14 protein-coding genes and 1 tRNA gene are annotated in these 13,400 nt (G+C 54.1%); 14 read left to right on the top strand and 1 reads right to left on the bottom strand.

What is annotated here, in order from left to right; genetic code table 11:
* Positions 1 to 12 precede the first annotated feature (12 nt).
* The 13 genes from plsX to NOS26_RS01640 all read left to right on the top strand — a co-directional run bounded on the left by plsX (position 13) and on the right by NOS26_RS01640 (position 12,044).
* Positions 13 to 1,038 carry a phosphate acyltransferase PlsX gene (plsX, locus tag NOS26_RS01700; RefSeq protein ID WP_014015043.1) on the top strand — a complete coding sequence of 342 codons (1,026 nt, stop codon included), beginning with the start codon at positions 13 to 15 and terminating at the stop codon, positions 1,036 to 1,038.
* The gene (locus tag NOS26_RS01695; RefSeq protein ID WP_014015042.1) at positions 1,022 to 2,017 is read left to right on the top strand and encodes a beta-ketoacyl-ACP synthase III; all 996 of its coding nucleotides are present in this window, start codon (positions 1,022 to 1,024) and stop codon (positions 2,015 to 2,017) included. Before plsX ends, NOS26_RS01695 begins: the two co-directional genes overlap by 17 nt.
* Before the next feature lie 26 nt (positions 2,018 to 2,043).
* Entirely contained in the window at positions 2,044 to 2,985 is a 942-nt protein-coding gene (gene fabD, locus NOS26_RS01690) for an ACP S-malonyltransferase (protein WP_173364618.1), read from the top strand.
* A 1-nt stretch (position 2,986) separates the two neighbouring features.
* On the top strand, positions 2,987 to 3,730 hold the full coding sequence (gene fabG / locus NOS26_RS01685; RefSeq protein ID WP_255917192.1) for a 3-oxoacyl-[acyl-carrier-protein] reductase: 744 nt from the start codon (positions 2,987 to 2,989) through the stop codon (positions 3,728 to 3,730).
* A gap of 38 nt (positions 3,731 to 3,768) precedes the next feature.
* Positions 3,769 to 4,014, top strand: coding sequence for an acyl carrier protein (locus tag NOS26_RS01680; protein WP_014015039.1), 246 nt, complete (start codon positions 3,769 to 3,771; stop codon positions 4,012 to 4,014).
* 76 nt (positions 4,015 to 4,090) lie between these two features.
* Positions 4,091 to 5,047, top strand: a complete 957-nt coding sequence (locus NOS26_RS01675; protein WP_014015038.1) for a nitronate monooxygenase family protein — start codon at positions 4,091 to 4,093, stop codon at positions 5,045 to 5,047.
* Positions 5,048 to 5,079: 32 nt separating this feature from the next.
* Entirely contained in the window at positions 5,080 to 6,333 is a 1,254-nt protein-coding gene (fabF, locus tag NOS26_RS01670; RefSeq protein ID WP_014015037.1) for a beta-ketoacyl-ACP synthase II, read from the top strand.
* 17 nt (positions 6,334 to 6,350) lie between these two features.
* Positions 6,351 to 7,067, top strand: a complete 717-nt coding sequence (gene rnc, locus NOS26_RS01665) for a ribonuclease III (protein ID WP_036202212.1) — start codon at positions 6,351 to 6,353, stop codon at positions 7,065 to 7,067.
* 115 nt (positions 7,068 to 7,182) lie between these two features.
* Entirely contained in the window at positions 7,183 to 8,238 is a 1,056-nt protein-coding gene (locus NOS26_RS01660; RefSeq protein ID WP_014015035.1) for an elongator complex protein 3, read from the top strand.
* A 65-nt stretch (positions 8,239 to 8,303) separates the two neighbouring features.
* Entirely contained in the window at positions 8,304 to 9,653 is a 1,350-nt protein-coding gene (locus NOS26_RS01655; RefSeq protein WP_014015034.1) for a pyruvate carboxylase subunit B, read from the top strand.
* 44 nt (positions 9,654 to 9,697) lie between these two features.
* Positions 9,698 to 9,774, top strand: a tRNA-Pro gene (locus NOS26_RS01650).
* A gap of 283 nt (positions 9,775 to 10,057) precedes the next feature.
* Positions 10,058 to 11,218, top strand: a complete 1,161-nt coding sequence (locus tag NOS26_RS01645; RefSeq protein ID WP_022497660.1) for an acyl-CoA dehydrogenase family protein — start codon at positions 10,058 to 10,060, stop codon at positions 11,216 to 11,218.
* A gap of 28 nt (positions 11,219 to 11,246) precedes the next feature.
* On the top strand, positions 11,247 to 12,044 hold the full coding sequence (locus NOS26_RS01640) for an HAD-IIA family hydrolase (RefSeq protein ID WP_014015032.1): 798 nt from the start codon (positions 11,247 to 11,249) through the stop codon (positions 12,042 to 12,044).
* Between the two features lie 39 nt (positions 12,045 to 12,083).
* Here NOS26_RS01640 and NOS26_RS01635 read toward each other — a convergent pair whose 3' ends face one another.
* Entirely contained in the window at positions 12,084 to 12,626 is a 543-nt protein-coding gene (locus NOS26_RS01635) for a phosphatase PAP2 family protein (RefSeq protein ID WP_022497661.1), read from the bottom strand.
* Between the two features lie 195 nt (positions 12,627 to 12,821).
* On the opposite strand from NOS26_RS01635, the gene NOS26_RS01630 reads away from it, so the two are divergent.
* Positions 12,822 to 13,277, top strand: a complete 456-nt coding sequence (locus tag NOS26_RS01630) for a flavodoxin family protein (protein ID WP_255917191.1) — start codon at positions 12,822 to 12,824, stop codon at positions 13,275 to 13,277.
* Positions 13,278 to 13,400: the final 123 nt, after the last annotated feature.

The raw sequence follows: 13,400 nt of genomic DNA, 5'->3' as shown, positions 1-13,400 counted from the left end.
AGCGGTAGTAGAATGAAAATAGCTGTAGATGCTATGGGCGGTGATTACGCACCGGAAGAGATTGTCCTCGGTGCCGTAGAAGCCGTCAAGGCATATGATTTTGATGTCGTCCTGGTAGGTGACGAAAAGAAAATACGCGGCGTCCTGACGAAATATGGCGCCAAAGAAAGCGACCGCCTGTCCATCGTCCACGCCAGCGAAGTCATTGAAATGGGCGAACATCCGGCCCAGGCCATCCGCCGCAAGAAAGACGCTTCCATCGTCGTGGCGACGCGGCTGGTCAAAGACGGCCTCTGCGATGCTGTCGTCGCCGCTGGCAGCACGGGCGCCGCTGTCACGGCGGCTCTCTTCGGGCTGGGGCGCATCAAAGGCATCGAACGGCCCTGTATCGCGACGCCTATCCCATCGAAGAAGGGCATTACGGTGCTCCTCGATTCCGGGGCCAATGCCAACAGTAAGCCGAAGCACCTCGTCGAAGGGGCTATCATGGGCTATCACTACGCCAAGTATATCCTGGGCGTAGAAAAGCCGACGGTCGGCCTGCTCAATATCGGCGAAGAAGCGTCGAAAGGCAATGAACTCTGCCAGAAGACGTATCCTATGCTGGAAAATTTGAAAACTATCTCTTTCTATGGTAACGTAGAAGGGAGAGACATACCGAAAGGCACGGTCGATGTCGTCGTCTGTGACGGCTTCGTCGGCAATGTCATCTTAAAATTTGGCGAAGGCATGGCCATGTTCATCATCCGCCTCGTCAGAGATACGATTAAAAACAGCGGCTTCATCGCTAAATTAGGGGCCTTAGCGGTTTACCCGGCGCTGAAATCGCTGAAGAAACGGCTTGATTTCACTGAGTACGGCGGTGCGCCGCTGCTCGGTGTCGATGGCAGCTTTATCATCTGTCATGGCAGTTCGAAAGCCAAGGCCATCAAGAACGCCGTCCGCGTTGCCGGAGAAGTGGCAGAACGGGACGTCGTCGGCCATATTCGTAAAAGTATAGAGGAAGAAGAGGTAGAACAGTATGATAGTGAAAGCTAATCCCGCTGGGATTCTTGGTACAGGTCACTGTGTACCTGATCAGGTATGGACGAATAAAGATTTAGAAAAAATGATGGATACATCCGATGAATGGATCCGCAGCCGTACAGGCATCGGCGCCCGTCACGTCGCTCCGAAAGGCGTCAATACGTCGGACCTGGCTACTAAAGCCGGCGAAGAAGCCTTGAAGAATGCCGGCATCAAAGCGGAAGATTTGAATTTGATCATCGTCTGCACGCTGACCCCGGACCGGGCCCTGCCGTCGACGGCCTGCAAAGTCCAGGCCAATCTCCACGCTGTCAATGCAGCGGCCTTCGATTTGGAAGCAGCCTGCTCGGGCTTTGCTTACGGCTCGATCATCGCTTCCCAGTTCATTGAAAATAAGATGTATAAATATATTTTGGTCATCGGTGCAGAAATCCTGACCCGCGTCGTCAACTGGAAAGACCGCTCGTCGTGCGTCCTCTTCGGAGATGGCGCCGGCGCTGCTGTCATCGGCCCGGTCCCCAGCGGCTATGGCATCCTCGGCGGTGCTATGGGTGCCGATGGGACAGGCGGTGATTTCCTGACCATCCCGGCCAGCGGTGTCGAAATGCCGCCGACCGATGCCCTGCGCGAAAACGGTATGGCCTATGCCAAGATGGACGGCAAAGAAGTCTATAAATTCGCCGTCAAAGCTATGCCTCACGCAGCTGAATTAGCCCTTAAACGCTCGGAACTGACGAAGGAAGACATCGACGTCCTTGTTCCCCATCAGGCCAACATCCGCATCATCCAGTCTGCGGCAAAACGGCTCCATGTACCGATGGAAAAAGTCTTCGTCAACATCGAGAAATATGCGAATACATCCGGCGCTTCCATTCCTATCGCCTTGGATGAAGCCGTTCACGCAGGCATGATCCACCGCGGCGATATCGTCTGCCTGGATGGATTCGGAGCCGGTCTGACCTGGGCCAGCTTAGTTATGAAATGGTATTGATTTTTTTACGAGAGGTGTGACTGATGATGAAAAAGGCATTTGTTTTCCCCGGCCAGGGTGCCCAGAAAGTCGGCATGGTCAAAGATTTATACGATGCATATCCCGTGGTCAAACAGCTTTTTGAAGAAGCTGACGACGCATTGGGCTTTTCCTTGACCAAGCTCTGCTTCGAAGGTCCCGATGAAGAACTCATGAAGACCTATAATACACAGCCGGCTATCCTCACGGCCAGCACGGCCTGCTGCCGCGTTCTCGCCCAGGAAGGGCTGACACCGGACATCGCTGCCGGCCACAGCCTCGGCGAATATTCGGCCCTCGTCGCTGCCGGCGCCCTGACCTTTGCCGACGCCGTCCGCACCGTCCGCCTCCGCGGCCAGTTCATGCAGGAAGCCGTGCCTCTCGGTGAAGGCGGCATGGCCGCTATCCTCGGCCTGGCTGAAGATAAGATCAAAGAAATCTGCGCTCAGATTTCGGCCCAGGGCGGCACCGTCCAGGCTGTCAACTTCAACTGCCCCGGCCAGATCGTCATCGCCGGCAGCACCAAAGCCGTCGAAGAAGCGGCTGCGGCTATGAAGGAAGCCGGTGCCAAACGGGCTATCCTCCTCCACGTCAGTGCGCCTTTCCACAGCACCCTCATGGAACCGGCAGCCAAACGCCTGGCAGAAGTCCTCGATGACATCACCATTTCCGATGCCAAGATCCCTGTCGTTGCCAACGTCAACGGCCAGATCGAAACATCGGCTGCCGATATCAAGGCCAACCTGGTCAAACAGGCTGCCAGCCCGGTCCTCTGGATCGACTGCACGAAAGCCATGCAGGCCTTTGGCGCCGAAACCTTTGTCGAAGTCGGTCCGGGCAAGACTTTGTGCGGGTTCAACCGGAAAATCGACCGCAAAATCCACAGCGAAAATGTAGAAGATATTCCTTCTTTGCAGAAAACGCTTGAATTTTTCCAGGAGGTTCGATAAAATGCACTTAACAGGGAAAACTGCAATCGTCACTGGCGGCTCCCGCGGCATCGGCCGCGCCGTTGCCCTGGCCCTGGCTGAAGCCGGCGCCAGCGTCGCCATCATCTATGCCGGCAATACGAAGGCTGCTGAAGAAACGAAGCAGGCCGTCGAAGAAAAAGGCGTCCAGGCCATGGCCATCCAGTGCGATGTCTCTGATGAAAAAGCGGTTGCCGATATGGTAAAAGCGGTCAAGAAAGAATGGGGCCGCGTCGATATTTTAGTCAATAATGCGGGCATCACCCGCGACGGGCTGCTCATGATCATGAAAGAAGAAGATTGGCAGGCCGTCCTCAATACCAACCTCAACGGGGCCTTCCACTGCACCAAAGCCGTATCGCGGCTGATGATGAAACAGCGCAGTGGTTCGATCATCAACATTACGTCCGTCGTCGGTGAAACGGGCAATGCCGGCCAGGCCAATTACGCCGCTGCCAAAGCCGGCCTCATCGGCTTCACCAAATCCGTCGCCAAGGAACTGGCATCGCGCAACATCCGCTGCAATGCCGTCGCTCCCGGCTGCATCGCAACGGATATGACCGCTGTCCTCGGTGAAGAAGCCGTCGATGCTATGGTCCAGACCATTCCCATGGGCCGCGTGGCCCAGCCGGAAGAAGTGGCGAAAGCCGTCTTATTCCTGGCATCGGATGACGCCAGCTATATTACCGGCCAGACCCTCAATGTCGATGGCGGCATGGTAATGTAATAGAGAAAATATACTCCATTGAAAGGGGGTGAATGGAAATGAGCGAACAGGATACTTTTGAAAAAGTTAAGAGCATTGTTGTTGAACAGTTAGGCGTTGACGAAAAAGAAGTCAAAATGGACGCTGCTTACATCGATGATTTAGGCGCTGATTCCTTGGACATTGTTGAACTTATCATGGCTTTCGAAGAAGAATTCAATATCGAAATCCCTGATGATGTTGCCGAAAAAATCAAAACTGTCAAAGATACAGTTGATTACATTGAAAAGGAAAAGAAAGCGTAAGTACGCAATAAGAGCCCGAAGGGGGAGGCATGTTGCATGTCTTCCCCTCCCGGTATCTTGAATGGAGGAAAACAGAGTGAAGCTGCCAGAATTAAGAATAGGCAAGCTCGTAGCAAAGGTGCCAATCATTCAGGGCGGCATGGCCATCCGTTTGTCCACAGCCCGGTTGGCTGCAGCCGTAGCCAATGAAGGCGGTATCGGCCTTATTGCGGCATCTGGCATGCCTTTTGACGAATTGCGACATGAAATTAAATTAGCCAGAAAATTATCTCCTCATGGAATCATAGGTATAAACGTAATGGTTGCAGCCCGTGAATTCAAGGGTATCGTGACCACTGCTATTGAAGAAGGAATCGATCTGGTTGTGGCAGGCGCAGGCTTTTCCCGGGACATGTTCGCCTGGGGCAAAGCATCGGGCACGCCTATTGTCCCTATTGTGTCTTCTGCCAAACTAGCTAAAATATCCCAATCCCTGGGTGCTTCGGCCGTCGTCGTCGAAGGTGCAGAAGCAGGCGGGCATTTGGGAACTAACCGTTCGAGCCGTCTCATCGTGCCGGAAGTCCGCGCTGCCGTCGACATCCCTGTCATCGGTGCCGGCGGGGTCTTGCATGGTGAAGATGTAGCAGAAATGCTGCGCCTCGGTGCCAATGGCGTCCAGATGGGCAGCCGTTTTGCCGCCAGTGTCGAATCGAACGGTGCTGATGAATTGAAGAAAGTCTATCTCCGGGCCAATAAACCGGAAGATTTTGTCCTCGTACACAGTCCTGTCGGCCTTCCCGGCCAGGCCATCCGCACGCCTTTCTCCGAACGGATCCTCCTGGGCACGGCGCCGAAACCGGAAACGTGTGACCAGTGTCTCAAGAAGTGCAGCCATAAGTACTGCATTATCCGGGCACTGACGCGGGCCCAGCAGGGCGACGTCGAAACAGGCCTGGTATTTTCCGGCAAGCGCATGATGGAAATCCACGACATCCTGCCGGTCAAGGATATATTTGCGAATATCAAACGGGAAATGGAAGCCATTCCCGACTGATTGGTGTTAACTTTTTTAATGAGGTGAAAACTTTGGAAAAACGCGTAGTAATTACCGGGTTAGGTGTCATTTCTCCTGTCGGCATCGGCAAGGATACCTTCTGGAATGCCCTGCTCAACGGCGAAAACGGCATCGGCCCCATTACCCACTTTGACACAACCGAATATGCTGCCCGCATTGCCGGCGAAGTCAAAGATTTTAACCCCGCTGACTACGGCATCGACCGTAAAGAAGCCCGCCACATGGATCCGTCTACTCAGTTCTCCGTAGCCGCTGCTAAATTGGCTCTCGACGATTCCAAAATCAATCTGGATGAAGAAGACCGCGACCGCATCGGCACGATCATCGGTACCGGCATTGGCGGTATGGAAACGCTCCACAACTTGTACAAAGGCTTGTTCGCCAAAGGTCCGTCCCGCGTCAATCCCTTCGTCGTACCGAAGATGATCGCCAACATGGCATCGGGCCAGGTATCGATCTTCTTTGGCCTCCAGGGCCATTGCGCCAGCGTCGTCACGGCTTGTGCTACGGGTACGAACTCCATCGGCGCTGCTTACCGCATGATCCAGCGCGGCGAACTCGACGCTGCCGTTGCCGGCGGTACGGAAGCCGCTGTTTCTCCGGGCGCTGTCGCCGGCTTTGCCGCTATGAAAGCCTTGAGCACGCGCAACGATGACCCGGCTCATGCATCGCGTCCCTTCGATAAAGACCGCGACGGTTTCGTCATGGGCGAAGGTGCCGGTGTCGTCTTCCTCGAAGAATTGGAACACGCTAAGAAACGCGGTGCTCATATCTACTGTGAAATCGGCGGTTATGGCAGCAATGCCGACGCTTATCACATTACGGCTCCGGCTCCGGAAGGCATCCAGCAGTCTAAATGCATGGCTCTGGCCGTCAAAGATGCCGGCCTCCAGCCGGAAGACGTCGATTACGTCAATGCTCATGGCACGTCGACGCACCTCAATGATCTCAACGAATCGAAGGCCATTGCCCGCGTCTTCGGCGACCATGCCAAAGATATGCTCATCAGCTCGACGAAATCCATGACAGGCCATCTCCTCGGCGCTGCCGGTGCTGTCGAAGCCATTGCTTGCGCCATGACCATCGAAACGGGCAAGGTCCATCCGACGATCAACCTCGTCGAACCGGAAGACGAATTGAAAGAACTGGGCCTCAACTATGTACCGAACAAAGCCGTAGAAGCCGACGTCAACGTCGCCATTTCCAACTCCTTCGGTTTCGGCGGTCACAATGCAACCCTGCTCTTCAAGAAGTACGCTGAATAATAAAGAAGACTGACCTGATGGATACAGAACGGAAACAACAGTTAGAACAATTCATACAGGTCCTGGGCCTCAAGGAATTCCATAACCTCCTCGTTTTGGACCAGGCCCTGACCCATTCTTCCTACGCCAATGAAAACAAGGCCAGCCATGGCTATTACAATGAACGCCTGGAATTTTTAGGCGATGCCATCCTGGACCTGGTCGTAGGGGAGTACCTGTTCCTTCATTATCCCAACATGCCCGAAGGGGAACTCTCTAAGGCCCGGGCCAGCGTCGTCAGCGAAACGCCGCTGGCTTCGGTCTGTGCCAAGTTCCACATGGGGAACTATATCCTCCTGGGCAAGGGGGAACTGGCTACGGGCGGCCGCACGCGGCCGAGCATCATGGCCGACGCCTTTGAAGCCGTCGTCGGTGCCATCTACATCGACAGTTCCTATGAAGAAGCACGAAAATTCATCCTTCACCAGCTCAAAGGCTACCTGGACCTGGTCAAGAGCGGCCATTATGAAAAAGACTATAAGACCCTCTTCCAGGAATACGTCCAGCAAGAAGGCCCGCAGCACATCGAATACGAACTGTGCCGCAGCGAAGGACCGGACCACGACAAGACCTTCTACATGGAAGTCAAGGTCAACGGCAAAGTCCTGGGCGAAGGATCGGGAAAAACAAAAAAAGACGCCGAACAACATGCAGCGCACACAGCACTCATGAAATTGAAAGGCGAAGAGTTTTGAGTGGCTAGTGATTCGTGGCTAGTGGCTAGTATTACGAACCACAAACCACGAACAACGAACCACTAAAAAAGGCGCTGTCTTCATGCGACAGCGCCTTTTTTTTACAGGAGGCCTCATGCAAACGTCTATTATCCCTATTTTCATTCCTCATATCGGCTGTCCTCATCGCTGTGTCTTTTGTAATCAGTGGCAGATTACCGGGCATAGAGGGGTTCCATCGCCTGATGAGGTGCGCCGCCTCATTGCCTCTTATACGGCTTCGGCCCGGACGCCGCGCCGCTGGGAAGTGGCCTTCTATGGCGGCAGTTTCACGGCTATTCCCGTAGAGATACAGGAAGGCCTGCTGCAGCCGGCGCATGAAGCCCTTATGGCCGGTACCATCGACGGAATCCGCTGTTCGACCCGGCCGGACTGCATTACGCCGGCTATCTTGGAGCGCCTGCAAGGCTATGGCCTGACCTGTGTCGAACTGGGTGTCCAGTCCATGGATGATGATGTCCTCACAAAAGCCCGGCGGGGCCACACAGCAGGGGACGTCGTGGCGGCGACGGAACTCTTGCGGCAGTACGGCTTCACTGTCGGTCATCAGCTCATGCCCGGCCTGCCTGGGGAAGACTGGGACAGCCTGGTCCGGACGACAGACGCCATCTGCCGCCTCCAGCCGGATTTGGCCCGCATCTATCCCGTTGCCGTCCTCACCGGGACGGACCTGGCCGACAGCTGGCGGGCCGGCTGCTACCATGCCCTGACCATCCATGAAGGCGTCGTCCGGGCCGCCTATATGAAGCAACGCTTCCTGGAACAGGGCATAAATTGCATCCGGACGGGCCTGCAAGCCACGGAAGACCTGGATGACGACACGCAGGTCCTGGCCGGGGCCTATACGCCGGCTATGGGCGAATTAGTCGATACCCGCCGCTATGGCCGGCAGCTCCTGTCCTTCCTCCGCAGCCTGCCTGCTGGACCGGGCATCACCATTTGTTACAACCGGCGCGACACGTCCCGCGTCCGGGGCTATCGCAACGTCACCGTCAAGACGGCCCGCTGGAGCCTGCCTCATCGCCTGACCTGGCGCCAGGATGAGGTGCCCGTCGGTCATATCCGCGTCTGCCAGGGGCGGACAAGCTATGACCTCGATGTGAATAGCAAAACCGGTCCTACTATGATATAATAAAATAGTACGCATGATTTTCGCATCCAACCTTTGAAGATAAATACAATATTGGAGGAAATAGAATGGCAAGAGTAAAAATCACAGAAACGGTCCTTCGCGACGGCCACCAGTCCATTGCGGCCACGCGTATGCGCCTGCGCCAGATGCTGCCGGTCCTGGAAGCGATGGATGAAGTCGGCTATAATGCCCTGGAATGTTGGGGCGGCGCTACCTTTGATTCGTGTATGCGCTTCCTCGACGAAGACCCTTGGGAACGCCTGCGGACCATCAAGAAGCACGTCAAGAAGACGCCGCTGCAGATGCTGTTCCGCGGCCAGAATATCTTAGGCTACCGCCATTATGCCGACGACGTCGTCTACGAATTTGTCAACCGTGCCGTCGATAACGGCATTGACATCATCCGCGTCTTCGACGCTCTCAACGACCCGCGCAACCTGGAAGCATCCATCAAAGCGGCGAAAGATACGAAATCTGTCCATGTCCAGGGTGCCCTGGTCTACACCATCAGCCCTATCCATACGATGGAATCGTTCACCAAAGTCGCTAAAGAATTGCAGGATATGGGCGTTGACTCGATCTGCATCAAAGATATGTCCGGCCTGTTGTCGCCGTATGATGCCTACAACCTGATCCGCATGCTCAAGAAGCACTTGTCCGTCCCCATCGAACTGCACACGCACTGCACGTGCGGCCTCGGCGAAATGACCTACATGAAGGCCATCGAAGCCGGTGTCGATATCATTGATACGGCCTTGTCGCCGTTCGGTGAAATCACCAGCCAGCCGGCGACGGAATCAATGGTCATGTCCCTGCAACACAGCATTTACGATACGGACATCGACGTCGACCGCCTGTGGCCCATCGTCGACCACTTCAAGAACGTCCGCAAGGAACTGGAAGATGAATTTAAACTGACCATGCCCAGCCAAATCAACCCGGCTGTCCGCAAATACCAGATTCCCGGCGGCATGCTGACCAATCTCTACAATCAGCTCAAGGCCCAGGGCGCCGAAGACCGCTTCGACGAAGTCCTGGCCGAAATGCCCAACGTCCGCCGCGACCTCGGTTATCCGCCGCTGGTCACGCCGACCAGCCAGATTACCGGCTCGGCAGCGGCCCTGAACGTCCTCTACGGCCGCTATAAGATCGTCACCAACGAAGTCCGCGACATCGTCCGCGGCAAATACGGCCGTGTCCCTGGAAAAATCGACGAAAAGTTCCGTAAGATGTGCATCGGCGACGAACCGGTCATCACCCATCGCCCGGCCGACGACTTGGAACCGGAACTGGAAAAATCGAAGAAGGCCCTGGCTGATGAAGGCTTCCCCAATGCCAGCCCGGAAGACGTCCTGAGCTATACCTTGTTCCCGGAAGTCGCCCTGCCGTTTTTCCGCAAAAGAGATAACAAATAGACTATTGACAAGTCCCGTCGAATCAGTTAAAATAGAAAAGTCGACGGGACGTGGCGCAGCTTGGTAGCGCGCTTCCTTGGGGTGGAAGAGGTCGCGAGTTCAAATCTCGCCGTTCCGACCAAGACAAAAAAGAGAGGCTGTTATTAATATAACGGCCTCTCTTTTTTTGTTGTAGGGACTCGCACGTGGCGGGCCCGTTCCGGAATTTGGATAATTCTTCTGACAGACTAGTTGGGAAAAATCATACATATCTTGAAGCGGGCCGCCCTTTGGGACGGCCCCTACGAACGGCTTGCTAGCCACTAACAGTTGCTTTTTTGGCTATTTCTGATAGAATGAAAATAAATAGTATAGTATATCCGCGTTTGTCATCCGCTTATTTTCTGTCAGAGGAGGTTTTCATCATGGGTTATATTTTGAAGAAAGATCAGCAGGACCTGGTCAATTTGGCAAAGGATTTTGCTGAAAAGAAAGTGGCTCCCTTTGTTCATGAACTGGATCAGGCCAAGGAACCGGGCCAGAAATTGCTGGACATCTATCAGGAAGCCGTTGACATGGGCTTCTGCGGCCTGGAAATCCCGGAAGAATACGGCGGCCTGGGCCAGGATTACTACACCGTCGCAGCGGTCTATGAAGAACTGGCCAAAGTCGACGCCGGCGTCGCTACGGCTATCGCCGCTTCCGGCCTGGGCCTGAAACCGGTGCTTCAGCACGGCACGGACGCCCAGAAGAAGCTCTATGCCGAATACCTGACCGGCGAAAAGGGCAGCGGCTTCTGCGCTTTCTGCCTGACCGAAGCCAACGCCGGTTCCGATGCGGCAGCCGGGACGACCGTCGCTGTCAAACAGGGTGATGAATACGTATTGAACGGCACGAAATGCTTCATCACCAACGGCGGCGTCGCTTCGGTCTACACGGTCTTCGCCATCACCGACAAGACGAAAGGCGTCAAAGGCATTTCGGCCTTCATCGTCGAACGCGACCGCCCAGGCGTTTCCGTCGGCAAAGAAGAAGATAAGATGGGTATCCGCCTGTCCAATACGACGGAAGTCATCTTCCAGGACGTCCACATCCCGGCAGACCACCTCATCGGCCAGGAAGGGAAGGGCTTCATCTATGCCATGCAGACTTTGGACCTGGCCCGTCCTATGGTTGCCTCGTTGGCCGTCGGCATTGCCCAGCGGGCTATCGACGAATCGGTCAAATATGCTAAACAGCGCGTCACCTTCGGCAAACCGATCATCAAGCACGAAGTCATCGCCTTTAAACTGGCCGATATGGATATGAAGACCGAAGTCGCCCGTGCGGCGATCATCAACTTCCTCAACACGTACTATGCCGTACCGAAACGGAACTACACCCGCGAAGCCGCCATTGCCAAATGCTTTGCCGGTGACATGGCCGTCCAAGTCGCATTGGAAGCTGTCCAGATCCTTGGTGGCTTCGGTTACAGCCGGGAATATCCGGTAGAAAAACTCGTCCGCGATGCTAAGATCATGCAGATTTACGAAGGCACCAATGAAGTACAGCGCATGGTCATCGCCGGCTTCGTGGCAAATCAATAGCGTTCATCTATAAAGGGGGAATCAATTCATGAGGGATTTGAATATCATACGTTCTAAAAAGGGTTTCATCAGTGATATGGACGGTGTCATCTACCAAGGCAGCACCTTGATTCCAGGGGTAAAGGAATTTGTAAACTGGCTCCAGAAAGAAAAGAAGCAGTTCCTGTTCCTTACCAATTCTAGCGAACGGACTCCGCTGGAACTTCGAAAAAAGCTCCAGTCTATGGGACTGGATGTCGAGGAAAGTCATTTTTATACGAGTGCCCTGGCGACGGCTCATTTCCTGAAGACCCAGGCTCCAGGCTGCTCGGCTTACATCATCGGGGCCCACGGCTTGATCAATGCCCTTTATGAAGTCGGTATCCCCTTCAATGATGTCAATCCGGAATACGTAGTCGTCGGCGAAACGACAGGCTATAATTATGAAATGATCATCAAGGCGACCGAGCTGATCAACAAAGGGGCCAAGCTGATTGGCACCAACGGCGATATGACCAGCCCTAGCGACCGCGGCGTCATCCCGGCATGCCGGGCCTTGATTGCACCGATTGAACTGGCTACGGGGAAACAAGCCTACTTCATCGGCAAGCCCAATCCGCTGATGATGCGCACAGGCTTGAAAAAACTGGGCGTCCATTCTGAAGAAGCCGTCATGATTGGTGACCGGATGGATACGGATATCATCGGCGGGGTAGAATCGGGTATGGAAACCGTCTTGGTCATGAGCGGTGTCTCGAACCGGGAAAATATCCAACAGTTCTCCTACCAGCCCCATTATATCCTGGACCGGATTGGCGATTTAGTACCGAAAAAAGCAAAAGCTTAATTAAAAACTACAAACTTAATACTCAAAAATAGGCTGTCCTTAATAGGACAGCCTATTTTTGGCATACCCGCACATCTTCCAGGCGATATTCCCGATGAGGATGCCTAGGACCGCGCCGGTGAAGACGTCGCTGGGGAAGTGCATGAACAGATACATGCGGGAAAAGGCGACGACACAGGCCAAGCCATAGGCTGCCATGCCTAGGCGCCGGCGGAAACGGAACAAGACCGTTGCGCCAGCAAAGAAAAAGAAAGAATGGCCCGACGGGAAGGAATAGCTGATCGGGTATTTCAGCGTAGCCAGCGTCGGCGCATCGGGAATGACCAGATACGGCCGGATGCGCATGACGACGTGCTTGATGGCCACATCACCGACGAGGATGGCCAGGAAGACAGCGACGATGATGGAAATCGTGACCCACCGGCTCTGCCGTTTCCAAAGACCGCCAGCAGCCAGGATAGCCCAGAGCCAGATCGTATTGATCATCGTCGTGAACCAAGTCATGAACATATCCATGTGCGGCCCGGCCAGGTGGTGCAGCCCAAAGAGAATGTGAATATCCGTCGTCGTAATCCATTCCATAGTAAGACTCCTTTCGTAGAAACAAAGGTCAGTATATCATGAATTGTATGATTAGGAAAATATATATATCGTTATCTTCCCATATGGAAAACATATTCTATGAGGTGTTGTAAATACAACAGCCTCCCGTCTTTTTCCATGGTATAGTATGGATATAGAAAATGATATTCATCCATAGGAAAGGGGATGGAAACAATGAAAGCCTTAGTACTGTATTCCTCTCAGACGGGAAGAGTCAAAAAATTAGCGGAAGCCGTCCGCTCAGTATTGCCGAAAGATACGGATTTCCTGCCCATGGAACAGGCCCCGGAAAACTTTGACGATTACGACATCGTCTTTGCCGGCGTCTGGTTCCTGAACCTGAAATTAGATCCCATTTCTCAAGCTGTCTTGCCGCGGCTCAAAGCTGAAAAAGTCGCCCTCTTTGCCATCATGCACCGCGACCTCTTCTCCGACGATATCTCCAAGAACCTGCGCAGCGCCGTAGAACTCCTGCCAGCCGGCGTCTGGGTCGCAGGGACCCATGTCGACTACGTAGCCGAATCCATGGCCAAGACGCCCTTGGGAGACAATGAATTATTCAACATAGAATCGGTCAAAGACTTTGCCGAAAACACCTATTACCGTACCCAAACTGATAAGGTTGCCTGATTCGTTTGCCAGAATCCCACTCCGGTAAAATAGTCAGATGCAAAGGGACCATCGCATAGCACTTTTGCTACTATGCGCGGTCCCTTTTCCTTAAAGCACGAATAAAAAAAACGACAGTTCCTG

The sequence above is a fragment of the Megasphaera sp. SC8-1 genome (assembly GCF_024436295.1).
Taxonomy (GTDB): Bacteria; Bacillota; Negativicutes; order Veillonellales; family Megasphaeraceae; genus Megasphaera; species Megasphaera elsdenii.
Note: the sequence above shows the minus strand (reverse complement) of the source record. Positions and strands in the feature narration are given on the sequence as shown.

Bases quoted from the DNA above. Each gene is read 5' to 3' on its own strand.
- fabD (WP_173364618.1), top strand. From the start codon at position 2,044: ATGAAAAAGGCATTTGTTTTCCCCGGCCAGGGTGCCCAGAAAGTCGGC.
- plsX (WP_014015043.1), top strand. From the start codon at position 13: ATGAAAATAGCTGTAGATGCTATGGGCGGTGATTACGCACCGGAAGAG.
- NOS26_RS01630 (WP_255917191.1), top strand. From the start codon at position 12,822: ATGAAAGCCTTAGTACTGTATTCCTCTCAGACGGGAAGAGTCAAAAAA.
- rnc (WP_036202212.1), top strand. From the start codon at position 6,351: ATGGATACAGAACGGAAACAACAGTTAGAACAATTCATACAGGTCCTG.
- NOS26_RS01645 (WP_022497660.1), top strand. From the start codon at position 10,058: ATGGGTTATATTTTGAAGAAAGATCAGCAGGACCTGGTCAATTTGGCA.
- NOS26_RS01680 (WP_014015039.1), top strand. From the start codon at position 3,769: ATGAGCGAACAGGATACTTTTGAAAAAGTTAAGAGCATTGTTGTTGAA.
- NOS26_RS01635 (WP_022497661.1), bottom strand. From the start codon at position 12,626: ATGGAATGGATTACGACGACGGATATTCACATTCTCTTTGGGCTGCAC.
- NOS26_RS01660 (WP_014015035.1), top strand. From the start codon at position 7,183: ATGCAAACGTCTATTATCCCTATTTTCATTCCTCATATCGGCTGTCCT.
- fabG (WP_255917192.1), top strand. From the start codon at position 2,987: ATGCACTTAACAGGGAAAACTGCAATCGTCACTGGCGGCTCCCGCGGC.
- NOS26_RS01695 (WP_014015042.1), top strand. From the start codon at position 1,022: ATGATAGTGAAAGCTAATCCCGCTGGGATTCTTGGTACAGGTCACTGT.
- NOS26_RS01655 (WP_014015034.1), top strand. From the start codon at position 8,304: ATGGCAAGAGTAAAAATCACAGAAACGGTCCTTCGCGACGGCCACCAG.
- NOS26_RS01640 (WP_014015032.1), top strand. From the start codon at position 11,247: ATGAGGGATTTGAATATCATACGTTCTAAAAAGGGTTTCATCAGTGAT.